Origin of the sequence: Pseudaquabacterium pictum, from assembly GCF_005403045.1 — a bacterium.
In the GTDB taxonomy this organism is placed as follows: Bacteria; Pseudomonadota; Gammaproteobacteria; order Burkholderiales; family Burkholderiaceae_C; genus Pseudaquabacterium; species Pseudaquabacterium pictum.
Genome location: NZ_BJCL01000001.1, coordinates 213,091 through 235,330, shown reverse-complemented (window position 1 = coordinate 235,330; position 22,240 = coordinate 213,091). Strand labels below are relative to the sequence as shown.

20 protein-coding genes are annotated in these 22,240 nt (G+C 71.3%); 14 read left to right on the top strand and 6 right to left on the bottom strand.

The annotated features are described in order from the left end of the window. Positions 1–38: 38 nt before the first annotated feature. The 9 genes from FFT10_RS00970 to FFT10_RS00930 all read left to right on the top strand — a co-directional run bounded on the left by FFT10_RS00970 (position 39) and on the right by FFT10_RS00930 (position 8,351). Complete coding sequence (locus FFT10_RS00970) at positions 39–260, top strand: formate dehydrogenase (protein WP_137730898.1); 222 nt, start codon at positions 39–41, stop codon at positions 258–260. 17 nt (positions 261–277) lie between these two features. Continuing rightward, the gene (locus FFT10_RS00965) at positions 278–3,262 is read left to right on the top strand and encodes a formate dehydrogenase subunit alpha (RefSeq protein WP_137730897.1); all 2,985 of its coding nucleotides are present in this window, start codon (positions 278–280) and stop codon (positions 3,260–3,262) included. Positions 3,263–3,284: 22 nt separating this feature from the next. After that, on the top strand, positions 3,285–3,917 hold the full coding sequence (gene fdh3B / locus FFT10_RS00960; protein WP_137730896.1) for a formate dehydrogenase FDH3 subunit beta: 633 nt from the start codon (positions 3,285–3,287) through the stop codon (positions 3,915–3,917). Further along, positions 3,914–4,153 carry a hypothetical protein gene (locus FFT10_RS00955; protein ID WP_137730895.1) on the top strand — a complete coding sequence of 80 codons (240 nt, stop codon included), beginning with the start codon at positions 3,914–3,916 and terminating at the stop codon, positions 4,151–4,153. Before fdh3B ends, FFT10_RS00955 begins: the two co-directional genes overlap by 4 nt. A gap of 19 nt (positions 4,154–4,172) precedes the next feature. Next, on the top strand, positions 4,173–5,318 hold the full coding sequence (locus FFT10_RS00950; protein ID WP_137730894.1) for a formate dehydrogenase subunit gamma: 1,146 nt from the start codon (positions 4,173–4,175) through the stop codon (positions 5,316–5,318). 19 nt (positions 5,319–5,337) lie between these two features. Then, complete coding sequence (locus tag FFT10_RS00945; RefSeq protein WP_137730893.1) at positions 5,338–5,694, top strand: hypothetical protein; 357 nt, start codon at positions 5,338–5,340, stop codon at positions 5,692–5,694. A gap of 10 nt (positions 5,695–5,704) precedes the next feature. After that, a complete protein-coding gene (locus FFT10_RS00940; RefSeq protein WP_137730892.1) occupies positions 5,705–6,661 on the top strand; it encodes a formate dehydrogenase accessory sulfurtransferase FdhD in 957 nt (318 codons plus the stop codon). Between the two features lie 97 nt (positions 6,662–6,758). Continuing rightward, on the top strand, positions 6,759–7,640 hold the full coding sequence (locus FFT10_RS00935; RefSeq protein WP_137730891.1) for a 3',5'-nucleoside bisphosphate phosphatase: 882 nt from the start codon (positions 6,759–6,761) through the stop codon (positions 7,638–7,640). 87 nt (positions 7,641–7,727) lie between these two features. Further along, positions 7,728–8,351 carry an L-threonylcarbamoyladenylate synthase gene (locus FFT10_RS00930; protein ID WP_137730890.1) on the top strand — a complete coding sequence of 208 codons (624 nt, stop codon included), beginning with the start codon at positions 7,728–7,730 and terminating at the stop codon, positions 8,349–8,351. On the opposite strand, the gene FFT10_RS00925 is transcribed toward FFT10_RS00930, so the two are convergent. From FFT10_RS00925 to plsY, 3 genes are read right to left on the bottom strand one after another with little or no spacing between them, the layout of a single operon-like run. Then, positions 8,352–8,708, bottom strand: coding sequence for a glutaredoxin family protein (locus tag FFT10_RS00925; RefSeq protein ID WP_137730889.1), 357 nt, complete (start codon positions 8,706–8,708; stop codon positions 8,352–8,354). A gap of 20 nt (positions 8,709–8,728) precedes the next feature. Continuing rightward, positions 8,729–9,073, bottom strand: coding sequence for a RidA family protein (locus FFT10_RS00920; protein WP_137730888.1), 345 nt, complete (start codon positions 9,071–9,073; stop codon positions 8,729–8,731). Positions 9,074–9,077: 4 nt separating this feature from the next. Continuing rightward, positions 9,078–9,800, bottom strand: a complete 723-nt coding sequence (plsY, locus tag FFT10_RS00915; RefSeq protein ID WP_137730887.1) for a glycerol-3-phosphate 1-O-acyltransferase PlsY — start codon at positions 9,798–9,800, stop codon at positions 9,078–9,080. 131 nt (positions 9,801–9,931) lie between these two features. On the opposite strand from plsY, the gene FFT10_RS00910 reads away from it, so the two are divergent. The 4 genes from FFT10_RS00910 to FFT10_RS00895 all read left to right on the top strand — a co-directional run bounded on the left by FFT10_RS00910 (position 9,932) and on the right by FFT10_RS00895 (position 13,908). Then, positions 9,932–10,294, top strand: coding sequence for a DUF2946 domain-containing protein (locus FFT10_RS00910; protein ID WP_137730886.1), 363 nt, complete (start codon positions 9,932–9,934; stop codon positions 10,292–10,294). Positions 10,295–10,447: 153 nt separating this feature from the next. Beyond that, positions 10,448–12,820, top strand: a complete 2,373-nt coding sequence (locus FFT10_RS00905; protein WP_137730885.1) for a TonB-dependent receptor — start codon at positions 10,448–10,450, stop codon at positions 12,818–12,820. A 5-nt stretch (positions 12,821–12,825) separates the two neighbouring features. Then, a complete protein-coding gene (locus tag FFT10_RS00900; RefSeq protein ID WP_137730884.1) occupies positions 12,826–13,365 on the top strand; it encodes a YcnI family copper-binding membrane protein in 540 nt (179 codons plus the stop codon). Between the two features lie 78 nt (positions 13,366–13,443). Then, positions 13,444–13,908: a copper chaperone PCu(A)C gene (locus tag FFT10_RS00895; RefSeq protein WP_137730883.1), complete on the top strand. Its 465-nt coding sequence runs from the start codon at positions 13,444–13,446 to the stop codon at positions 13,906–13,908. 45 nt (positions 13,909–13,953) lie between these two features. On the opposite strand, the gene exaC is transcribed toward FFT10_RS00895, so the two are convergent. Continuing rightward, the gene (gene exaC / locus FFT10_RS00890) at positions 13,954–15,477 is read right to left on the bottom strand and encodes an acetaldehyde dehydrogenase ExaC (protein WP_137730882.1); all 1,524 of its coding nucleotides are present in this window, start codon (positions 15,475–15,477) and stop codon (positions 13,954–13,956) included. Positions 15,478–15,707: 230 nt separating this feature from the next. Here exaC and FFT10_RS00885 point away from each other — a divergent pair, with 230 nt between their 5' ends. Then, positions 15,708–17,744: a sigma-54-dependent Fis family transcriptional regulator gene (locus FFT10_RS00885; protein ID WP_137730881.1), complete on the top strand. Its 2,037-nt coding sequence runs from the start codon at positions 15,708–15,710 to the stop codon at positions 17,742–17,744. On the opposite strand, the gene FFT10_RS00880 is transcribed toward FFT10_RS00885, so the two are convergent. Both FFT10_RS00880 and FFT10_RS00875 read right to left on the bottom strand, forming a co-directional pair. After that, a complete protein-coding gene (locus FFT10_RS00880; protein ID WP_137730880.1) occupies positions 17,745–21,308 on the bottom strand; it encodes an ATP-binding protein in 3,564 nt (1,187 codons plus the stop codon). It abuts the gene before it with no gap. Further along, complete coding sequence (locus FFT10_RS00875) at positions 21,305–22,234, bottom strand: PAS domain-containing protein (RefSeq protein WP_137730879.1); 930 nt, start codon at positions 22,232–22,234, stop codon at positions 21,305–21,307. The genes FFT10_RS00880 and FFT10_RS00875 overlap by 4 nt, the downstream gene beginning before the upstream one ends. Positions 22,235–22,240: the final 6 nt, after the last annotated feature.

Sequence of the window (22,240 nt, the reverse complement as noted above, 5' to 3'; positions counted from 1 at the left end):
GCAAGGGCTGCATTCCGTCGATCCGCCAGGAGGCCCCGATGCGCAAGTCCCCCGAAACCTCGCCCAGCCCGGTGTCACGCCGCCGGCTGTTTGCCGGTGCCGGCACCGCCGGTGCCCTCGCCGCTGCCGCCACCGTGCTGCCGCTGTCGCGCACGCCCGAGCCGGTGGCCGAGGCCCAACCCCAGGCCGCGCCCGAAGCCGGCGGCGGCTACCAGCTCACCGCCCACGTGCAGCACTACTACCGGACCGCCAAGGTCTGACGCCGGAGGCCATCCCGATGCTGTTGACCCGCAAGCCCGGCGCCCCCTCGGCAGGCGCCCCCTCCTCCGGCCTGGTGGCCAGCCTGGCGCGCGGCGTGTCGCGCGCCATCCCCACGATGGACCGGCGGGCCTTCCTGCGCCGCTCCGGCCTGGGCGTGGGCGCCGGCATCGCCGCCTCGCAGCTGGTGCTGGTGAAGAAGGCCGAGGCCACCGATGCCGCCAAGGCTGCCGACGGCGTGGCCAAGAAGGTGGAAGTCCGGCGCACGGTCTGCGGCCACTGCTCGGTGGGCTGCGCGGTGGACGCTGTGGTGGAAAACGGCGTCTGGGTGCGGCAGGAGCCGGTGTTCGATTCGCCGATCAACCTGGGTGCGCACTGCGCCAAGGGCGCCGCGCTGCGTGAGCACGGCCATGGCGAGTACCGCCTGAAGTACCCGATGAAGCTGGTGGGCGGCAAGTACCAGCGCATCTCCTGGGACCAGGCGCTCAACGAGATCAGCGCCAGGATGCTTGACCTGCGCAAGCAGAGCGGACCGGATTCGATCTTCGTGGTCGGCTCCAGCAAGCACAACAACGAGCAGGCCTACCTGCTGCGCAAGTGGATCAGCTTCTGGGGCAGCAACAACACCGACCACCAGGCCCGCATCTGCCACAGCACCACGGTGGCCGGCGTCGCGAATACCTGGGGGTATGGCGCGATGACCAACAGCTACAACGACATGCAGAACGCCAAGGCGGCGATCTACATTGGCAGCAACGCCGCCGAGGCGCACCCGGTGTCGATGCTGCACATGCTGCATGCCAAGGAAAACGGCTGCAAGGTGATCGTGGTCGACCCGCGCTTCACCCGCACCGCGGCCAAGGCCGACGAATACGTGCGCATCCGCTCGGGTTCGGACATCCCGTTCCTGTTCGGCGTGATGCACCACATCTTCAAGAACGGCTGGGAAGACAAGCAGTACATCGCCGACCGCGTCTGGGGCATGGACAAGGTGCGCGAGGAATGCCTGAGCAAGTGGACACCCGACAAGGTGTTCGAGGCCTGCGGCGTGGACGAGGCGACCACGCTGAAGGTGGCCACCATCCTGAACGAGAACCGCCCTGGCACCATCGTCTGGTGCATGGGCCAGACCCAGCACACCATCGGCAATGCCATCGTGCGGGCCAGCTGCCTGCTGCAGCTGGCGCTGGGCAACGTGGGCAAGAGCGGCGGCGGCACCAACATCTTCCGCGGCCATGACAACGTGCAGGGCGCCACCGATGTCGGACCCAACCCCGACAGCCTGCCCGGCTACTATGGCCTCGCCGACGGCGCCTGGAAGCACTTCGCCAAGGTCTGGGATGTCGACTTCGAGTGGATCAAGAAGCAGTACGCCCCCGGCATGATGACCAAGCCGGGCATGACGGTCTCGCGCTGGGTCGACGGCGTGCTCGAGAAGAACGAGCTGATCGACCAGGAGAGCAACCTGCGCGGCCTGTTCTTCTGGGGCCACGCGCCCAACAGCCAGACCCGCGGGCTGGAGATGAAGAAGGCGATGGACAAGCTCGACCTGCTGGTCGTCGTCGATCCCTTCCCCAGCGCCACCGCGGCCATGGCCGCGATGCCCGGCAAGCCGGAAGACCAGAACCCCAACCGCGCGGTCTACCTGCTGCCCACCACCACCCAGTTCGAGACCAGCGGCTCCTGCACCGCCAGCAACCGCAGCATCCAGTGGCGCGAAAAGGTGATCGAGCCGCTGTGGGAGAGCCGCACCGACCACATGATCATGTTCCAGCTCGCCGAAAAGCTGGGCTTCGCCAAGGAACTGGTCAAGAACTACAAGATGGTGCAGGGCAAGGGCGGCATCGAGCCCGAGACCGAATCCATCCTGCGCGAGATCAACAAGAGCGTCTGGACCATCGGCTACACCGGCCAGAGCCCCGAGCGGCTGAAGGCCCACATGCGCAACATGAACGTCTTCGACGTGAAGACGCTGCGCGCCAAGGGCGGCATCGACAAGGAGACCGGCTACAAGCTCGATGGCGACTATTTCGGCCTGCCCTGGCCGTGCTACGGCACGCCGGCGCTCAAGCACCCCGGATCGCCCAACCTGTACGACACCAGCCGCCATGTGATGGACGGCGGCGGCAACTTCCGCGCCAATTTCGGTGTCGAGCGGGACGGCCAGAGCCTGCTGGCCGGCGACGGCTCGCACAGCCTGGGCGCGGATCTCACCACCGGCTACCCCGAGTTCGACCACCTGCTGCTGAAGAAGCTGGGCTGGTGGGCAGATCTCACCGAGGCCGAGCAGAAGGCCGCCGAGGGCAAGAACTGGAAGACCGATCCGTCGGGCGGCATCATCCGCGTGGCCATGCAGGTGCACGGCTGCCACCCCTTCGGCAATGCCAAGGCGCGCGCCGTGGTCTGGAACTTCCCCGACCCGGTGCCGCAGCACCGCGAGCCGCTCTACAGCACCCGGCCCGACCTGGTCGCCAAGTACCCGACGCACGACGACCGCAAGGCTTTCTGGCGCCTGCCCACGCTGTTCAAGACGGTGCAGGAGCAGAACAAGGACGTCGGCAAGACCTTCCCGCTGATCATGTCCAGCGGCCGCCTGGTCGAGTACGAGGGCGGCGGCGAGGAGACCCGCAGCAACCCCTGGCTGGCCGAGCTGCAGCAGGAGATGTTCGTCGAGATCAACCCCAAGGCCGCCAACGACCGCGGCATCCGCCACGGCGACTGGGTGTGGGTGAAGACACCGCCGATGGCCGCCGTGCCCGACTTCAAGGGTCTGCGGCTCAAGGCCCTGGTCACCGAGCGGGTGGACGCCGAGACGGTGTGGATGCCCTTCCACTTCAGCGGCCGCTGGGGCGGCGTGGACATGTCGCCCTACTACCCCGACGGCGCCATGCCGGTGATCCGCGGTGAATCGATCAACACCGCCACCACCTACGGCTACGACAGCGTCACGATGATGCAAGAGACCAAGACCACGGTCTGCCAGATTGAGAAAGCCACGGCCTGAGGCCGCAGCAGGAGACACCAGCATGGCCCGCATGAAGTTCATCTGCGACTCGGAGCGCTGCATCGAGTGCAACGGTTGCGTCACCGCCTGCAAGGCGGAACACGAAGTACCCTGGGGCGTGAACCGCCGCCGGGTCGTCACCCTCAACGACGGCGTGCCCGGCGAGAAGAGCATCTCGGTGGCCTGCATGCACTGCAGCGACGCACCCTGCATGTCGGTCTGCCCGGTCGACTGCTTCTACCGCACCGACGAAGGCGTGGTGCTGCACGACAAGGACGTGTGCATCGGCTGCGGCTACTGCAGCTATGCCTGCCCCTTCGGCGCGCCGCAGTTCCCCACCAACGGCACCTTCGGCCTGCGCGGCAAGATGGACAAGTGCACCTTCTGCGCCGGCGGCCCCGAGGCCAACGGCAGCGAGGCCGAGTACGAGAAGTATGGTCGCAACCGCCTGGCCGAAGGCAAGCTGCCGGCCTGCGCCGAGATGTGCAGCACCAAGGCCCTGATCGGCGGCGACGGCGACGTGGTGGCCGACATCTTCCGCACCCGGGTGCTCACCCGCGGCAAGGGCAGCGAGGTCTGGGGCTGGGGCACGGCCTACGGCAAGCCGGTGGCCGGCGCCGCCGCACCCGCCCAGCCGAAGGCCACCAAGTCATGAGGCGCCTGCACCTGGCGGGCCTGCTGGCCGCCGCCGCCCTGCTGGCCGCCTGTGCCGAGAAGCCGCAGTCGGCCGCCACCAGGCAGCACGACACCCAGCCCTGGAAGGGCCCGGCCGCCGGCCAGCGTGCCGATGCCGGCTTCAAGGCGGGCGACAAGGCCGCGTGGGAAGAGCAGCTGCGCACCCGTGCCCAGCGTGGCCAGAACGAGTACACCCGGGCGCCGGCCCAGCCCTGAGCCGGCCGCAGGAGCTGCCATGCATTCCATCCTCCGTCACCTTCTGGCCGCCGCCACACTGACGCTGGCCGCCGGCGCCAGCCTCGCGCAGGCCACGGCAGCCCCCGCCGATGCGGTGCCCAAGGGCCCGCCGGCCGGCTTCGTCGCCCCGGCCGACCCCAAGCCGGGCGAGAGCAATGCCGAGCGCATGCGCAGCCAGCCCGGCAACAACGCGCCGATGTGGCGCGCGGTGCGCGATTCCGGCGTGCAGCCCGGCACCAGCAACCTGCCCGGCGCCGAGCAGGGTGTGCTGATCCAGCCCTTCGTGCAGTACCCCGGCGCGCGTTTCACCAACGCCGGCGAAGCCTGGCGCCAGGTGCGCAACCAGTGGCTGCTGCCCTATGGCGGCTCGCTGCTGCTGATCGTGGTGGTGGCCCTGGGCCTGTTCTACTGGCGCAGGGGCCCGCTGGGGCATGACCATGCCGATGCCGGCCTGGTGATCGAGCGCTTCACGCCGCTGGAGCGCGCCGCCCACTGGACCAACGCCATCGCCTTCGTCACGCTGGCCATCTCGGGCATCGTGATGGCCTTCGGCAAGTTCTTCCTGCTGCCGGTCATCGGCAGCAGCCTGTTCGGCTGGCTCACCTATGCGCTGAAGACGGCGCACAACTTCGTCGGGCCGCTGTTCGCGGTGTCGCTGGTGATCGTGCTGGTCACCTTCGTCAAGGACAACATCGCCACGGTGTGGGATTTCAAGTGGCTGGTGCGAGGCGGTGGTCTGTTCGGCAAGGAAGAGATCCCGTCGCACCGCTTCAACCCCGCCGAGAAGGGCATGTTCTGGTGGGGCATCTGCGTGCCGGGCATCTTTGTCGTCGGCTCCGGCCTGGTGCTGGACAAGCTGCTGCCCGGGCTGGACTACCTGCGCGGCGACATGCAGGTGGCCCACATGATCCATGCGGTGGCGTCGATCCTGATGATGACCTTCCTGCTCGGTCACATCTACATGGGCACCATCGGCACCCGCGGCGCCTACAAGGCCATGCGCACCGGCTATGTGAACGAAGGCTGGGCCCGCGAACACCATGCGCTGTGGCTGGACGACGTGAAGGCCGGCAAGATCCCGGTGCAGCGTTCCACCCCGCCAGGCGGCAGCCGCCCGGTGGGCGATGCCGCACCGCAGGCCTGAAGCTGCAGGAGAATCCAGGATGACGATGCGCACCACCCTCACCGCCCTGTTGCTGGCGACCTTGGCCGGCACCACCCTGGCCAAGCTGCCCGCGCCCAGCGACGAGGCCAAGGCCAAGGCGGCCGAAACCGCGGCCAAGACGGCCCATGCCGGCAAGGTCGACAACTACAAGCTCTGCCTGGCGATGGACAAGGTGGCGGCCAGCTACCAGGCCAGCGCCAAGAAGGCCGGCAAGCCCGCGCCGGCGCCCACCGAGACGCCGGCCTGTGCCGACCCCGGACCGTTCGTCTCCACGCTGCCTGGGGCCGCGCCAGCGGCGGCCGCGGCCCCCGCGCCGGCCATGGCCGCGGCACCCGCCGCGCCCGCCAAGAAGTGATGTCCCGCTGATGGCCCTGCAGCGGCGCCACGCCCAGACCACGGCCACGCCGGCGCGGGCTGCAGACACTGGCGAGCCCCGCGCCTTCGAGGCCCCGGTGCAGCCGCCCCTGGTGCCCGGCGCGCCGCGGCTCACCACCGCCCAGGGCACGCTGCTGCGCGAGATCACGGTGCAGGACGAGCATGGCGCCCGCCGCCTGCTGCACATCCCGGCCGAGCGCCCGCTGACGGTCTTCGTCGACAAGCGCGAGCTGGTCACGCTGATGACCCTGGGCGCCTGCCCCGAGCTGCTGGTGCTGGGCTGGCTGCTGAACCAGCGGCTGATCGCCGATGTGGCCGAAGTGGCCTCCATCACCGTCGACTGGGATGTCGGGGCCGCTGCGGTGCAAACACAGACCGGCATCGCCGACCTGGCCGGCAAGACGGCGCACCGTGTCGTCACCACCGGCTGCGGCCAGGGCACGGTGTTCGGCGACGCGATGGACCAGCTGGGCGGCATCCGCCTGCCCGATGCCGCCAGCGCCCGCATCCGCCAGGGCACGCTGAATGCGCTGCTGGAGCAGATGCGCCAGCGCCACAGCATCCACCGCAAGGCCGGCTCGGTGCATGGCTGCGCGCTGTTCACAGGCAGCCAGATGCTGGTGGCGGTGGAAGACGTGGGCCGCCACAACGCCATCGACACCATCGCCGGCTGGATGGCGATGCACGGCGTCACCGGCGCGGACAAGACCTTCTACACCACCGGCCGGCTGACCAGCGAGATGGTGATGAAGTCGGCCCAGATGGGCGTGCCGATCATCGTCTCGCGCAATGGTGTCACCGCCATGGGCCATGGGCTGGCCGAGCAGCTGGGCATGACGCTGTTCGGCCGCGCCGCCAACCGCCACTTCCTCTGCTACACCGGCTTCGAGCGTTTCGACGCCGAGCCCGAGGCCCAGCCCGCACCGGTGCGGGTGGTGGCCGGTTGAGGCGCACCCGGCGCCTTGGGCGGCGCCTGCGCAGCAATGCACAGGGTCGTCGCGTGCGCGCCAGCACGCCACCCGGCCAAGCTGCGAAAATACCCAGGTGCACCTTCTCAACGCCGACCTGCATTGCCACTCCCGTTTTTCCGACGGCACCCTGAGCCCCACCGCGCTGGCCCGGCGTGCCCATGACAACGGCGTCGAGCTCTGGGCCCTGACCGACCATGACGAGGTCAGCGGCCTGGCCGAGGCCGCCGCGGCCGCTTCCGCCCTGGGCATGGGCTTCGTCAACGGCGTCGAGATCTCGGTCAGCTTTGCCAAGGAGACGGTGCACATCGTCGGCCTCGGCTTCGACGCCTCCAATCCCGCCCTGTTGGCCGGCCTGGCCCGCACCCGCGGCGGCCGCCTGGCCCGTGCCCAGGCCATGGCCGACGGCCTGGCCCAGGTGGGGCTGAAGGGTGCCTTCGAAGGGGCGCTGCGCTACGTGGGCAACCCGGCCCTGGTCTCACGCACCCACTTTGCCCGCTGGCTGGTGGAGACCGGCACCTGCACCGACACCGGCGCGGTGTTCCGCCGCTTCCTCACCGAGGGCAAGCCCGGTTTCGTGCCTCATGAGTGGGCTGGCCTGGGCGAGGCGGTGCGCTGGATCACCCAGGCCGGTGGCGTGGCCGTGATCGCCCATCCGGGCCGCTACAAGTTGACCGTCAACGAGGAGTACGCGCTGTTCTCCGAGTTCAAGGCCCACGGCGGCCAGGGCGTGGAAGTGCTGACCGGCAGCCACGGCCAGGCCGACACCGCGAAGTACACCGCGATGGCGCAGGAGTTCGGCTTGTTCGCCTCGCGCGGCAGCGATTTCCATTCGCCCGAGGAAAGCCGCACCGACCTGGGCACCCTGCCCGACCTGCCTGGCGTGCTGCAGCCGGTGTGGCAGGCGCTGGCGCGGCCCGGCAACGCCTGGGCAGCCGCTGCCAGCCTGCAGGTTTGATCAGATGCATGCGGCAGCGGCCGCACACGGCGTAGAGTCCCGGGGTTGCCCAGTCTTTCCCGTCCACCGCCCGCCCTCTGGCCGCGCATGTCGCAGTTCTTCGAAGTCCACCCCGACAACCCCCAGCCGCGGCTGCTGAAGCAGGCGGCGCAGCTGCTGCACCAGGGCGGCGTCTGCGCCGTGCCCACCGACAGCAGCTATGCCCTTGTCTGCCACCTCGACGACAAGGCCGCCGCCGAGTCGCTGCGCCGCATCCGCCAGGTCGACGACAAGCACCACCTCACCCTGCTGTGCCGGGATCTGTCGGAGCTGGCCAACTACGCCCGGGTCGACAACCGCCAGTACCGGCTGCTGAAGCTGGGCACGCCCGGGCCCTACACCTTCATCCTGGAGGCCACCAAGGAGGTGCCGCGCCGGCTGTCGCACCCGTCGCGGCGCACCATCGGCCTGCGGGTGCCGGCGCACAAGGTGGCGCAGGCGCTGCTGGAAGAGCTGGGCCAGCCGCTGCTGGCCACCACGCTGATCGCCCCGGGCGAGACCGAGCCGATGAACGATGCCGAGGACATCCTGGTGCGCTACCAGAAGCTGATCGCCGGCGTGGTGGATGCCGGCGCCTGCCCGATGGCGCCGACCACGGTGATCGACCTGAGCGGCGACACGCCGGTGCTGGTGCGCAAGGGCCGCGGGGACCTGGCGCGTCTCGGCTTGTGATCAGCGGCGGGCCTGCAGCCCGTCCAGCACCTGCTGCGGGCTGAAGCCCAGCTGCACCTGGCCACGCACCAGCAGCGTGGGCGTGCCGCGCGCGCCCATGGCCTGGTAGCGCGCCGCGCAATCGGCGTCGCGCTCGATGAAGCATTCGCCGAACGGCACCTGCTGGTCGGTCAGCCAGCGCCGGGCCGCAGTGCAGTAGACACAGGTGGTGGACGAGAGCATCTGGATGTCGCCCGGCCGGGCCAGCGCCACCAGCTGCTCGCCCAGGCTGCCGGCCAGGTGGCTGCGCCACCACTGGCTGGCGCCACTCGCCAGGGCCACCACCACCGCCAGGCCGGCCAAGCTGCGCCAGGGCACGCGCCCGGGCGCAGCAGCTGTCACAGCGCGGCGGTGACGACGATCTCGACCTTCCACTCCGGCTTGGCCAGCGCGGCCTGCACCGTGGCGCGCGGCGGCGTGTGGCCGGCCACCACCCAGCTGTCCCACACCGTGTTCATGCCGGGGAAGTCGGCCATGTCGGCCAGGTAGATCTGCGCCCGCAGGATGCGGGTCTTGTCGGTGCCGGCCTTGGCCAGCAGCGCATCGACGGCGGCCAGCACTTCGCGGGTCTGGCCGGCGATGTCGGGCGCGCCGCCCACGGCCACCTGGCCGGCCAGGTAGCACACGCCGTTGTGCACGGCCATCTCGGACATGCGGGCGCCGACGTCGTAACGCTGAACCATGGTGTCAGTTTCCTTTGGAACGGGAGGATCGGGAATCGATGCCGGGGGCGTTGCCGTCCTGCAGGCGCCGCACGCGGCGCCGACGGCGCCGCGGCTGCGACGGGTCGGATTCGGGGCTGGCCTTCTCGCCCAGGCGAGATTCCTTGCCCTGCATCAGCTTGACGATGTTGCGCCAGTGGCGCCACACCAGCAGCAGGCTCATCACCGTCACGGCCAGCGCCACGCTGGGCCGGTCGACGAACAGCAGGGTGAAGAACGGCGCGAAGGCCGCGGCGATCAGCGAGGCCAGCGAGGAGTAGCGGAAGATCGCCGCCACCACCACCCAGCACAGCAGGGTCAGGCCACCCAGCAGCGGGTCGTAGGCCAGCAGCACGCCGGCCGCGGTGGCCACGCCCTTGCCGCCCTGGAACTTGAAGAACACCGGGAAGAGGTGGCCGATGAAGGCCGCCACGCCGACGAAGGCGATGGTGGTGTCCTCGAAGCCCAGCTCGAACGCGTAATGCTGCACCAGGGCGGTCGGCAGGTAGCCCTTCAGCGCATCCAGCAGCAACGTCAGCACCGCGGCGACCTTGTTACCCGAGCGCAGCACGTTGGTGGCGCCGGGGTTCTTCGAGCCGTAGGTGCGCGGGTCACCCAGCCCCATCAGCTTGCTGATGACGACGGCGAACGAGATCGAGCCGATCAGGTAGGCAATGAAGAAGGCGACGTAGCTGTAGACCAGATCCATGGCGGGCCGCGGCGGGCTGAACAGCCAGGGAGTGTAAGTCGCCCACCCGGCCACGGCGGGCCTGCGCGCCGCGCAGCGGCACACCCGTTTGCGCGGCCCCGGTCCGAGGGGGGCCGCTACACTGCGCGCCCATGCCGCTGTCCCGCCGCCGTCCGCTCCACTGGGTGCTGCTCTGCGCCCTGGTGCTGGCGGCCATGGCGCCGACGGTGTCGCGTGCACTGGCCTTTGCGCAGGGCACCCTGGCGCCTTGGTCGGTGGTGTGCACGGCGCCGGCCGGGACACCGATGACACCGGCCGGCGACCCCAGCCACCGGCTGGAGCAATGCGCCTGGTGCCAGCTGCAACAGGCGCACTGGGCGCCACCGCCGGTGCTGCCGCAGCTGCACGGTCCGATGCTGCAGCACCTGATGCCGGCGCTGTTCCTGCACGCGCCGCAGCCGCTGCCGATCTGGGCCTCCGCCCAGGCCCGCGCTCCGCCCGCCCTGGCTGGATGACCCCTGCCGGCGCCAGCCGGCAACCCCTTGCCCGCCACCGGGCCGCGCCTTGCCGCGCGCTGGTGCCGGGCGCCCTGTCATCCAGCCATTCCGGTGTCCGGCGCGCCGCCATCGCAGCGGCCGGCTCCGGGGTGTGCCTTCCGCACCCATGCCATGACGTTCCCGATCCGTCCCCTCGCCCTGGCGGCGCTGGCGGCTAGCCAGGCCGTGGCGGCCCTGGCCGACGACAACGCGCCTGATCCCACCCGCCGCGCCGGCGTGGTGGTCATCACCGGCCTGCAGCCCAGTTCGCTGCCCACCCGCATCCCCACCACCATCGAGGGCACCACCGCCGCCGAGATCGACCGCAGCATCAACGCCACCGACAGCGAAGACGCGCTGAAGTACCTGCCCAGCCTGCTGGTGCGCAAGCGCTACATCGGCGACTACAACCACGCGGTGCTGTCCACCCGCGCGTCGGGCACCGGCAACAGCGCCCGCTCGCTGGTCTATGCCGACGGCGTGCTGCTGTCCAACCTGCTGGGCAACGGCGCCACCTTCACCCCGCGCTGGGGCATGGTCACGCCCGAGGAGATCGCCCGGGTGGACGTGCTCTACGGCCCGTTCTCCGCGGCCTACCCCGGCAATGCGGTGGGGGCGGTGGTCGACTACATCACCCGCATGCCGCAGGCCTTCGAGGCCCATGCCAAGCTGGGCGTGAGCCACCAGCCCAACGACCAACCTGGCCAGCGCCGTAGCTTCAGCGCCTGGCAGGCCAGCGCCTCGCTGGGCAACCGCGCGGGCCCCTTCAGCTGGTGGATCAACCTCAACCGGCTGGACAGCCAGGGCCAGCCACTGACGTTGGCGACACGGCTGCTGTCAGCCGGCACCGCGCTGCGCGGCGGCGAGACGGCCACCACCGGTGCGGTGGCCGGGCTCGACCGCAGCAACCAGGCCTGGTGGCTGATCAGCGGCGGCACCCAGTACGACACGGTGCAGGACCACCTGAAGCTCAAGCTGGCCTGGGACATCACGCCCGTGCTGCGGGCCAGCTACCTGGGCGGCTTCTGGCACAACCAGTCGGACAACAGTTCGGCCAGTTGGCTGCGCGATGCCAGCAGCGCGGTGGTCGACAACACCAGCGGCGGTGGCATCAGCCAGCCGGTGGCCATCGGCGGGCAGCGCTACACGCTGGCCGCCAGCGACTTTCCGCGCAGCCGCGAATCGCTGCAGCACCAGATGCATGCGCTGAACCTGAAGTCGCGCACCCGCGGCGTGTTCGACTGGGAACTGGCCGCCAGCGTGTACGACTATGGCCGTGACCAGGCCCGCGCCTACGCACCCACCGGTGCCGCCGCACCGCAGGCCGGCCGCATCACCGACCAGGCCGGCACCGGCTGGCAGACGCTGGCGGCCAAGGCCACCTGGCGGCCCGACGGTGCCAACGGTGCCCACACGGTGGACCTGGGCCTGGGCCAGGACACCGACCAGTTGCGCAACAGGGTGCACACCACGCCCGACTGGCAGACCGGCGCGGCCGGCGCCTTCGCCTCCCGCTTCGACGGCAACACCCGCACCCGCAGCCTGTTCGTGCAGAACACCTGGATCGTCGCCGAGGACTGGGCCACGGTGCTGGGCCTGCGTGCCGAGCGCTGGGCCGCCTGGGACGGCGCCACCGAATCAGCCTTCACCGGCACGGCCGACCGGGGCATCTGCAGCGTGGCCAGCGGCCGCTGCCTGCTCAGCCATCCTGCCCGCAGCGCCAGCCACCTGTCGCCCAAGGCGGCGCTGTCGCACCAGCTCAGCGACGCCTGGGTGCTGAAGGCCAGCACCGGCCGCGCGGTGCGCTACCCCACGGTCAGCGAGCTGTACCAGGGCGGCGTCAATGCCGCCGGCCAGGCCATCAACAACAACCCCGACCTGCGGCCCGAGCGCAGCTGGACCAGCGAGCTCAGCGCCGAATGGACGGCGGTGGGCGCCAGCGCCCGCGCCACGCTGTTCCACGAGGACACACGCGATGCGCTGTACAGCCAGCTGAACACCGCCACCAATGCCAACACGGTGCAGAACGTCGACCGCATCCGCACCACCGGGCTGGAGCTGGCGGCCCGCGCCGGCGGCCGCTGGACCGACTGGCTACTGCGGGGCCTCGATCTGCAGGGCAGCCTGACCTGTGCCGATTCACGCACCGTGGCCAACAGTGGCTTCGTCGCCACGCCGGGCGACACCATCGGAAAGTGGCAGCCGCGGGTGCCGCGCTGGCGGGCCACTGCGCTGGCGGTCTGGCAGGCCACGCCGCAGCTGTCGGCCAGCCTGGGCGCGCGCTACAGCGGCCGGCAGTTCAGCACGCTGGACAACAGCGACCCCAACGGCTTCGCCTACCAGGGCGCCAGCAAGTACTTCACCACCGACGTGCGGTTGCGCTGGAAGTTCGACCGCCAGTGGCAGGTGGCCGTGGGCATCGACAACCTGAACAACTACCAGTACTGGAACTTCCACCCCTACCCGCAACGCACCTGGACTGCGGAACTGAAATTCGACCTGTGAACCCCATGCAGACCTTGAAGCACACCCTTCCCCTCGTCCTTTCCGCCACCTGCCTGGCGGCCGCCGCCCATGTGGTGCTCGACCAGCCGCAGGCAAGCGCCGGCAGCGCCTACACCGCCAGCCTGCGGGTGGGCCATGGCTGCGACGGCAGCCCCACCCACACCGTCACGGTGCAGGTGCCTGCCGGTCTGCGCGGCGCCAAGCCCCAGCCCAAGCCGGGCTGGACGCTGAGCGTGCGCAAGGCGCCACTGGCCCAGCCCTACACCAGCCACGGCCGCACCGTGACCGAGGACGTGGTCGAAGTGCGCTGGCAGGCCGCCAGCCGCGCGGCCTGGCTGGACGACGCCTGGTTCGACACCTTCCACCTGCGCGGCCAGTTGCCGGCCCAGCCTGGGCCGCTGTGGTTCCGCGTGCAGCAGCTGTGCGAGACAGGCCAGCTCGACTGGACCGAGGTGCCAGCCAGCGGCACCAGCACCCAGGGCCTGAAGGCCCCGGCCGCCCTGCTGCAGGTGCAGCCAGCCCAGCCGGCCGGCCACCAGCATTGACCCACCCAGGCGCGGCACACTGCAGGCCGGTGGCTGCGCCCCCAGTTTCCTCACCCACCACCCTTGAACGGACCCACCATGACCCACACCCTGCGCATTGCCGCCCTGACCCTCGCTCTGCTGAACCTGCCCGCCCTGGCCCAGACCACCGTGAAGGACCCCTGGGTGCGCGGCACCGTGGCCCAGCAGAAGGCCACCGGCGCCTTTTTCCAGATCACCAACGCCACGGGCGGAACCCTGGTCTCGGCCAGCTCGCCGGTGGCCGGCGTGGTCGAGATCCACGAGATGTCGATGGAGGGCAGCACGATGAAGATGCGCGCCCTGCCCAAGGGCCTGGCGCTGCCCGCCGGCAAGGCGGTGGAGCTCAAGCCCGGTGGCTACCACGTGATGCTGATGGACCTGAAGGCGCCGCTGAAGACCGGCGAGTCGGTCGACATCACGCTCACCGTCGAAGGCAAGGACGGCAAGAAGGAGACCGTCGCGGTGAAGGCACCGGTCAAGGCCATGGCCGAAGCCGGCGGCCACGGCCACCACAAGCACTGAGCGCAGCCGGGCGCCTCCCGGCGCCCGGTGTGGCCAGCAAGGCCGTCAGAAGAAGCCCAACGCCTTCGGCGAGTAGCTCACCAGCAGGTTCTTGGTCTGCTGGTAGTGGTCGAGCATGGCCTTGTGGGTCTCGCGGCCGATGCCCGATTCCTTGTAGCCGCCGAAGGCCGCCCCCGCCGGGTAGGCGTGGTAGCAGTTGGTCCACACCCGGCCGGCCTGGATGGCGCGGCCCATGCGGTAGGCGCGGCTGCCGTCGCGGCTCCACACACCGGCGCCCAGGCCGTAGGGCGTGTCGTTGGCAATCTGCAGCGCCTCGGCTTCATCCTTGAAGGTGGTGACGGCCAGCACCGGGCCGAAGATCTCCTCGCGGAACACCCGCATGTTGTTGTGGCCCTTGAACAGCGTGGGCTGGATGTAGTAGCCGCCGGCCAGGTCACCACCCAGCTCGGCCTTGCCGCCGCCGATCAGCACCTGCGCGCCTTCGGCCTTGCCCACTTCCAGGTACGACAGGATCTTGTCCATCTGCAGCGCAGAGGCCTGCGCGCCCATCATGCTGTCGGTGTCCAGCGGGCTGCCCTGCTTGATGGCGGCCACGCGCTCGAGCGCGCGGTCCATGAACCTGTCGTAGATCGATTCCTGGATCAGCGCGCGGCTGGGGCAGGTGCAGACCTCGCCCTGGTTGAAGGCGAACAGCACCAGGCCTTCCACGGCCTTGTCGAAGAAGTCGTCGTCGGCGCTGGCGATGTCCTCGAAGAAGATGTTGGGGCTCTTGCCACCCAGCTCCAGCGTGGCCGGGATCAGGTTGGTGGCCGCGGCCTGGGCGATCACGCGGCCGGTGGCGGTGCTGCCGGTGAAGGCGATCTTGGCGATGCGCTTGCTGGTGGCCAGCGGCATGCCGGCCTCGCGGCCGTAGCCGTTGACAATGTTCAGCACGCCCGGGGGCAGCAGGTCGGCAATCAGCTCCATCAGCACCAGGATGCTGACCGGCGTGCTCTCGGCCGGCTTCAGCACCACGCAGTTGCCCGCGCCCAGCGCCGGCGCCAGCTTCCAGGCGGCCATCAGGATCGGGAAGTTCCACGGGATGATCTGGCCCACCACGCCCAGCGGCTCGTGGAAGTGGTAGGCGATGGTGTTGCCGTCCACCTCGGTCAGCGATCCTTCCTGCGCGCGCAGGCAGCCGGCGAAGTAGCGGAAGTGGTCGGCAGACAGCGGGATGTCGGCGTTCAGCGTCTCGCGGATGGCCTTGCCGTTGTCCACCGTCTCGGCATAGGCCAGCAGCTCCAGGTTGGCGTCGATGCGGTCGGCGATCTGCAGCAGGATGTTGGCCCGCGCCGCGGCCGGCGTGGCGGCCCAGGCGTCCTTGGCGGCGTGGGCGGCGTCCAGCGCACGCTCGATGTCCGCAGCGCCGGAACGGGCAGCCTGGGTGTAGACCTGGCCGGTGATCGGGGTGATCACGTCGAAGTACTGGCCTTCGACCGGCGGCACGAACTGGCCGTTGATGAAGTTGTCGTAGCGGGTCTTGTAGACGAGCTTGGCACCAGGGGTGCCGGGGGCGGCGTAGACGGTCATGGTTGTCTCCTGACGGGTTGAACAGGTGGATGGAGCGGGTGGAAGCGCCGGTGGCGAAACCCCGTGGCCCGCCACCGCAGGGCAGCCGCCTTTGCACCCGCCGTGCCAGGCTTGATTTCGCGCCAACACCGGCGGATCCGGTGGAAACCGGGCCTGTTTCCTGCGCTGTGCTGTGCCATCGGCCTGTGCAGTGCACAGGCTGTTCAAAAGCAGCACACCCGAGGCCCGCCATGCCGCTGAACTGTCCCCCCCGTCCCGACACCCCCCGGGTCAACCCCCATGCACAGCCGTGCATAGCCACCCGCCTGCGTGATGCGCGCCGCTGCCTGGCCGCACAGGCCGACGGCCCGGCCGATGACCTGCTGCCGGCGCTGACGCCCTTGCTGGGCGAGGTGCTGGCCCGCAGCTGGCAGCGCAGTGCCCAGGCCGGCCTGGCGCCGCAAGGGCGGCGGCACGGTGCGCCGCATGCTTCGGCGGCCCAGCTGGCGCGGGCGATGCAGCGGCAGTACGAACTGCTGTCGCATGCCCAGCCGGTGCTGGACTACATGGCCCAGCAGGTGGCTGGCACGCCCAGCCTGCTGATCCTGGCCGATGCCCAGGGCATGCTGCTGCGCACCCAGGGCGATGCCGACGTGGCCGGCCGTGCCGAGCGGGTGGCGCTGCGCCCGGGTGCCCACTGGGCCGAGGCCTGGCGCGGCACCAATGCCATCGGCACGGCACTGGCTCAGGAGGCGCCGGTGGTGGTGCACGGCGGCCAGCACTACCTGGAGCGCAACGGCTTCCTCACCTGTGCCGCCGCGCCGATCATCGACCCCGCCGGCCGGCTGATGGGTGCCTTCGACATCTCCGGCGAGCAGCGCGCCCACCACCCGTCCAGCCTGGGCCACACGCTGGGGCTGGCGCGCTCGGCGGCGCGCATGGTCGAGCACCGGCTGTTCGACACCTGGCATGCCGGCAGCCTGCGCCTGCGCCTGCACCCGCAGGCCGAGGGCCTGGGCACGCTGGGCGAAGGCCTGCTGGCCTGGTCGGGCGAGGGCCTGCTGATCGGTGCCAATGCTGCCGGCCTGGCCGCGCTGGGCCTGGGTCGAAGCGCCATCGGAACGCTGCAGCTGGCGCAGTGCCTGCAGACCACGCTGGACAGCCTGTTGGACTGGGCGCTGCAGGCCAGCCGCAGCAGCCACACCCCGCCGCGGGTGCTGCACCGGCTGGACGGCGCGCCGCTCTGGTCGCGTGTGCAAGGCGGCGCCACGATGGCCCCGCGCCGGCCGGCCGCAGCGGATGCCACACCAGCCATCGACGCACCGCCCGCGCGCAGCGATGCCCTGGCTGCGCTGGACACCGGTGACCCGGCCATGGCCGCCGCGGTGCAGCGCGCCCGGCGGGTGGTCGACAAGCCGATCGCGCTGCTGCTGCAGGGCGAGTCGGGCGTGGGCAAGGAGGTGTTCGCCCGCGCGGTGCATGCCAGCGGGCCGCGCCGGGCGGGCCCGTTCGTGGCGGTGAACTGCGCGGCCCTGCCCGAGACGCTGATCGAGGCCGAGCTGTTCGGCTACCAGGGCGGCGCCTTCACCGGTGCCCGGCGCGAGGGTGCGCCCGGCCGCATCCGCGAGGCCCATGGCGGCACCCTGTTCCTCGACGAGATCGGCGACATGCCGCTGGCCATGCAGGCCCGGCTGCTGCGGGTGCTGCAGGAACGCACGGTGGTGCCGCTGGGTGGCGGCAAGCCGGTGGCGGTGGACTTTGCGCTGATGTGCGCGACCCACCGCACCCTGCGCAGCGAGCTGGACGCCGGCCGCTTCCGCGCCGACCTGTACTACCGGCTGAACGGCCTGACCCTGCACCTGCCGCCGCTGCGCGAGCGCGGTGACCTGATGGGCCTCGTGGCGCAGATGCTGGCCGACATCGCGCCCGACCGGCCGCTGGTGCTGGACGCGCCGCTGACCCAGGCCCTGGCCGCCTACCGCTGGCCCGGCAACCTGCGCCAGCTGCACAACGCGCTGCGCACCGCGGTGGCGCTGCTGGGTGATGGCGAGCTGCAGATCGGCTGGGCCCAGCTGCCCGACGACCTGGCCGCCGACCTGCAGGCCGCGCGCGCCCGCCGCCCGCCCGAGCAGCTGGCCGACGAGGAGGCCGACCTGCGCCTGCAGCAGGCCCACAGCGTGGCGCGCATGGTGGAGGTGTGCCACGGCAACCTGTCGGAGGCTGCGCGCCGGCTGGGCATCAGCCGCAACACCCTCTACCGCAAGCTGGGCCGCGCAAGCCCCGGCTGATCAGCCCGGCACCGGCTCGGCGCAGGTCTGCAGGCCGGCGGCCAGCCGGGCCATCTCGTCGGCCAGGGCCTGGGCCTGGTCCGGCACGGCGCTGCGCTGCGCCGGCGTCGCATCACGGGCCACCCCCTGCTGCACCGCCGCGGCCAGCATGGCCAAGCGTGTGGCACCGAGGGTGGCACCGGTACCCTTGAGCTCATGCGCCAGGCGGCCGGCCTCGGCCGGCTCCTGCAGCGCCAGCAGGGCCAGGATGCGCGCCGGATCCTGCTGCTGCTGGGCAATGAACTGCTGCAACAGCCGCTGGTAGCGCGGCAGGTCGCCGCGCACGCGGGCCAGCGCTGCGGGCACGGCATCGCCCAGCAGCGCGGTCAGCGGTGCCAGCGGGTCGGCCGACGCCGGCGGCATCGCCAGCAGCGGCGCCTGCGCAGGCGGCGGCAGCGCCGGGGTGACAGCCCTTGGCGCGCTGTCCAGGCACAGCAGCAGTGCGGCATACAGGTCGGGCGGGTTGACCGGCTTGGCGACGAAGTCGCTCATGCCGGCGGCCAGGCAGGCCTGGCGGTCTTCGACAAAGGCGTTGGCCGACATCGCCAGGATCGGCATGCAGGCCAGCGCCGGATCGCGCCGGATCGCACGGCTGGCCTCCAGGCCGTCCATCTCCGGCAGCTGCATGTCCATCAGCACCAGGTCGTAGCGGCGCTGGCGCAGCCGGTCCAGCGCGGCGCGGCCATGCTCGGCGCTGTCGGTCTGCAGGCCGGCAGCCTGCAGCAGGGCCTCGGCCACCTCGCGGTTGATCGGGTTGTCCTCCACCACCAGCACCGTGGCACCGGCATGGCGCTGGCGCAGCAGGGCCTGCGGGTCATCGCCCTGGCGGCGGCTGTGGCTGGGCGGCTGGCCCTGGCCCAGCGCCAGCGTGGTGGTGAACCAGAAGGTGCTGCCCTGCCCCAGCTGGCTGTCCACACCCACGGTGCCACCCATCAGCTCGACCAGGCGGCGGGTGATGGCCAGGCCCAGGCCGGTGCCACCGAAGCGCCGGGTGGTCGACACATCGGCCTGGGCGAAGGGCTGGAACAGCTGCGGCAGCTGCGCCGCGGCGATGCCGATGCCGGTGTCCTGCACCTCGAAGCGCAGCCGAACGCCGTTGTCGCTGCTGCCCAGCAGCCGCGCCCGCAGCGTCACCTGGCCCTGCTGGGTGAACTTGACGGCATTGCCGCTGAAGTTGAGCAGCGCCTGGCGCAGGCGGGTCGGGTCGCCGCGCAGCCACAGCGGCATGGCGTCGGCCTCCAGCTGCAGCGCCAGGCCCTTGGCGGCGGCGCTGCCGGCCACCATGGCACGCACGCCCTCCAGCAGCGCCGGCAGGGCGAAGTCCACCTGCTCCAGCTGCATCTGGCCGGCCTCGATCTTCGACAGGTCGAGGATGTCGCTGATGATGGCCAGCAGGTGCTGTGCGGCGGCATCGATCTTGTCCAGCCGGCTGCGCTGGCCGGGGCTCAGCGGCTCCAGCCGCTGCAGGTGGGTGAGGCCGATCACCGCATTGAGCGGCGTGCGGATCTCGTGGCTCATGTTGGCCAGGAAGGCGCTCTTGGCCAGGTTGGCGGCATCGGACGCGGCGCGGGCCGATTCCAGCTCGGCGGTGCGGCTGGCCACCAGCTCTTCCAGGTGGTGGCGGTGGCGGGCCAGCTCCTCGCCCTGGCGGCGCTGCGCGGTCACGTCCTCCAGCAGCGCCAGGTAGCGGGTGACGGCGCCGCCCTCGCGGCCGCGCAGCGGGGTGATCACGGCCGCGTCCACCGCCAGGCGGCCATCACGCCGGCGGTTGATGAACTCGCCACGCCAGGTCTCGCCGCGGGCCAGCGCGGCCTTCAGCGCAGCGTCGGTGGCCGGCGGCGTGTGGCCCGAGCGCAGGCAGCCCACCGGCTGGCCCACCACGTCGGCCCGGGCATGGCCGGTCTGGCGCAGGAAGGATTCGTTGACGTACTCGATGCGGCCGCCGGCATCGGTGATGACCACCGCCTGCGCGCTCTGCTCCAGCGCCTGCGACAGGTCCTGCAGCGCGGCGTTGGCGGCCTCCAGCCGGTGGCGGGCGGCCAGCGCATCCTCGATCAGGTTCAGCGAGGCCAGGCGGGCGCGGCGCTGCTCCTCGGCGGCGGCGGCCTGGGCATCGCGCTGGCGGGCGGCCTCGGCACGGTCGGCGGTCACGTCCTGCCAGCTGGTCAGCATCTGGTCGCCGATCATCACCAGGTGCACCTCCACCAGGCGGTCGATGCCGTCCTTGCAGCGCAGGCGGTATTCGCCGGCGTCCACCACGTCGCCGCCGCGGGCCTGCTGCTGGGCCAGGCGCCGGCGCGCCACCACGGTGGCCCGGTAGGCCGGATCGGGGTAGGCCTGGGCCGACCAGTCCTCCAGCGTCGCCAGGTCGGCCAGCGTGTAGCCGAAGGCCTGGCTGAAGCGCTGATTCAGGTCGACCACGCGGCCGGACTCGTCGACCAGGGCCTGCGGCACCGGCGCATGGTGGAACAGCTGGCGGAAGCGCGCCTCGCTGGCCAGCAGCGTGGCCTCGCCATCGGCACGGCGGCGGGCGGCATCGACCAGCGTGTCGCGGATCGCGGCGATCTCGCGGATGCCCAGCGCGGCGCCGTCGGCGGCATGCGGCGTCAGCAGCTGCGACAGCATGCGGCCCAGCCGCCGGCTGGCCAGGTGGGCGCCGGCCAGGCCCAGCAGGCTGGCCGACAGCACCGCGGCCGCCATCACCAGGGCTGCGGCCAGCACCGGCGTCAGGTGCACCTGCGGCGCCAGCGCCACGATGATGCTGTGGCCGCTGACGGCCGAGCGCACCACCTGCACCAGGCCACCATGGTCCCGGGCTGCCTGGGGATCGGGCTGCCACCCGTGGTGGGCCAGCTGGGCGCCGCGGGTGTCGCGCAGGGTGATGCCCCAGCCTGCCGGCAGGTTGCGCTTCTCCAGCCGGCGCTGCACTTCTTCGGTGCCGATCAGGATCACCAGCAGGCGCGGCGCCAACCCGGGGCGCAGCACCGGCACCACCAGCGCGGCCCGCGGTGCGGCCGGTGGCGGCTGGGCGTCGAGATCGCTGACGGCAGGCGCACCCGTCTCGATGGCGCGCAGCGCCGCCGCCCGCAGCGCCGCGCCCTGCAGCGGCGCCAGCACGGCATCGGCCGGCTGGCTGGTGTCGATGCGTGGCTGCAGGTCGGCATCGGCCAGCACCACGTCGTGGCCGCTGGAGCGCCGGTAGGCCAGCACCAGCGGCCGCACCGCCGTCCACTGCGCCGGGTCGTCCAGTGCCGGCGAGGCGGCCAGCACCCGCAGCCCGGCCAGCCGCCCCGCCAGGTTCTGGTCGATGCGCGCCGCCACCTCCGAGGCCATCTCGGCGGCCAGGGTGGCCTGCCGCTCCTGCACCGTCTGCACCCGCTCCCAGGCCAGGCCGGCAGCCAGCAGCACCAGCGGCGTCAGCCCCAGCCAGAACAGCCGGGTGAAGAACCAGTGCAGCGACACCGGCTGCGCACCGTGGCCGCGCTGCAGCCAGCCCCGCAGCAGGGTGGCGGCGGCGGCCGTCATGGCACGGCCACCTGGTCGCCGGGCGTGGCCGCAAACGCCAGCCGATACGGCGGCGGCAGCTGCTGGGCCTGCGACAGCAGGTTGATCTGCGCCTTCAGCGCGATCATGTCCATCTCGCGGTCGACCGCGGCGCGGTTGAAACGCGCCAGCTCGGCATAGCGGTCGGCCAGCTCCTGGCTGTTGCGGCGCAGCGTGTCCTGGTCCACCCGGCGGGCGGTGATGTCCTCGGCGATGCCGGCGATCATCGCCACCTCGCCCTGCTCGTCGCGCACCAGGGTGCGGCGGTCGGAGATCCAGCGCAGCTCGCCGTCGGCGCGGCAGATGCGGTACTGCATCTCGGCGCTGCCACTGCTGAACAGCTGCTGGCCCGAGCGGTGCGCGGCGCTGCGGTCGTCGGCATGCACATGGGCCAGCCACAGCGACGGGTCGCGCCGGAAGTCCTCGGCCGCCAGGCCGTAGACCTGCTCGAACGCCGGGCTGAGGTAGAGCAGCGCGCGGCCATCCGGGGTGGCCAGCCACAGCACCTCCGACAGGCTGGCGTGCAGCGCGCGGAACTGCTGCTCCTGGCGCTGCAGGGCCTGCTGTGCCGCCACCTGGGCGCTGATGTCCACCGCCAGCACCAGGATGGCCGTGCGGCCGCCGTAGCGGGCCTCCTTGGCGCTGATCTGGATGTCCAGCCAGCCGCCGGTCTTGCAGCGGTGGCGGGTGCAGTGCACCACGCTGGCACCGGGGGCGCGCTGGCGCAGCCGCTCGACCAGGTCCGCGCGCTCGGCCGGGTGGCGCAGATCAGGCACCTGCATCTGCAGGAACTCGGCCTGGCTGTAGCCGTACAGCCGCACGGCCGCGTCGTTCACCTGCAGGAAGGCCAGCGTCTGCGGGTCGTAGTACCACATCGGCTGCGGGTGGCCTTCGAACAGGTCGTGCACGCGGAT

What these genes read in the sequence shown, in the direction of transcription:
- FFT10_RS00950 (WP_137730894.1), top strand. Translation starts at nt 4,173, where the DNA reads ATGCATTCCATCCTCCGTCACCTTCTGGCCGCCGCCACACTGACGCTG.
- FFT10_RS00920 (WP_137730888.1), bottom strand. Translation starts at nt 9,073, where the DNA reads ATGGTTCAGCGTTACGACGTCGGCGCCCGCATGTCCGAGATGGCCGTG.
- FFT10_RS00910 (WP_137730886.1), top strand. Translation starts at nt 9,932, where the DNA reads ATGCCGCTGTCCCGCCGCCGTCCGCTCCACTGGGTGCTGCTCTGCGCC.
- FFT10_RS00885 (WP_137730881.1), top strand. Translation starts at nt 15,708, where the DNA reads ATGCCGCTGAACTGTCCCCCCCGTCCCGACACCCCCCGGGTCAACCCC.
- FFT10_RS00965 (WP_137730897.1), top strand. Translation starts at nt 278, where the DNA reads ATGCTGTTGACCCGCAAGCCCGGCGCCCCCTCGGCAGGCGCCCCCTCC.
- plsY (WP_137730887.1), bottom strand. Translation starts at nt 9,800, where the DNA reads ATGGATCTGGTCTACAGCTACGTCGCCTTCTTCATTGCCTACCTGATC.
- FFT10_RS00880 (WP_137730880.1), bottom strand. Translation starts at nt 21,308, where the DNA reads ATGACGGCCGCCGCCGCCACCCTGCTGCGGGGCTGGCTGCAGCGCGGC.
- FFT10_RS00905 (WP_137730885.1), top strand. Translation starts at nt 10,448, where the DNA reads ATGACGTTCCCGATCCGTCCCCTCGCCCTGGCGGCGCTGGCGGCTAGC.
- FFT10_RS00930 (WP_137730890.1), top strand. Translation starts at nt 7,728, where the DNA reads ATGTCGCAGTTCTTCGAAGTCCACCCCGACAACCCCCAGCCGCGGCTG.
- FFT10_RS00945 (WP_137730893.1), top strand. Translation starts at nt 5,338, where the DNA reads ATGACGATGCGCACCACCCTCACCGCCCTGTTGCTGGCGACCTTGGCC.
- FFT10_RS00940 (WP_137730892.1), top strand. Translation starts at nt 5,705, where the DNA reads ATGGCCCTGCAGCGGCGCCACGCCCAGACCACGGCCACGCCGGCGCGG.
- FFT10_RS00970 (WP_137730898.1), top strand. Translation starts at nt 39, where the DNA reads ATGCGCAAGTCCCCCGAAACCTCGCCCAGCCCGGTGTCACGCCGCCGG.
- FFT10_RS00955 (WP_137730895.1), top strand. Translation starts at nt 3,914, where the DNA reads ATGAGGCGCCTGCACCTGGCGGGCCTGCTGGCCGCCGCCGCCCTGCTG.
- exaC (WP_137730882.1), bottom strand. Translation starts at nt 15,477, where the DNA reads ATGACCGTCTACGCCGCCCCCGGCACCCCTGGTGCCAAGCTCGTCTAC.
- fdh3B (WP_137730896.1), top strand. Translation starts at nt 3,285, where the DNA reads ATGGCCCGCATGAAGTTCATCTGCGACTCGGAGCGCTGCATCGAGTGC.
- FFT10_RS00900 (WP_137730884.1), top strand. Translation starts at nt 12,826, where the DNA reads ATGCAGACCTTGAAGCACACCCTTCCCCTCGTCCTTTCCGCCACCTGC.
- FFT10_RS00895 (WP_137730883.1), top strand. Translation starts at nt 13,444, where the DNA reads ATGACCCACACCCTGCGCATTGCCGCCCTGACCCTCGCTCTGCTGAAC.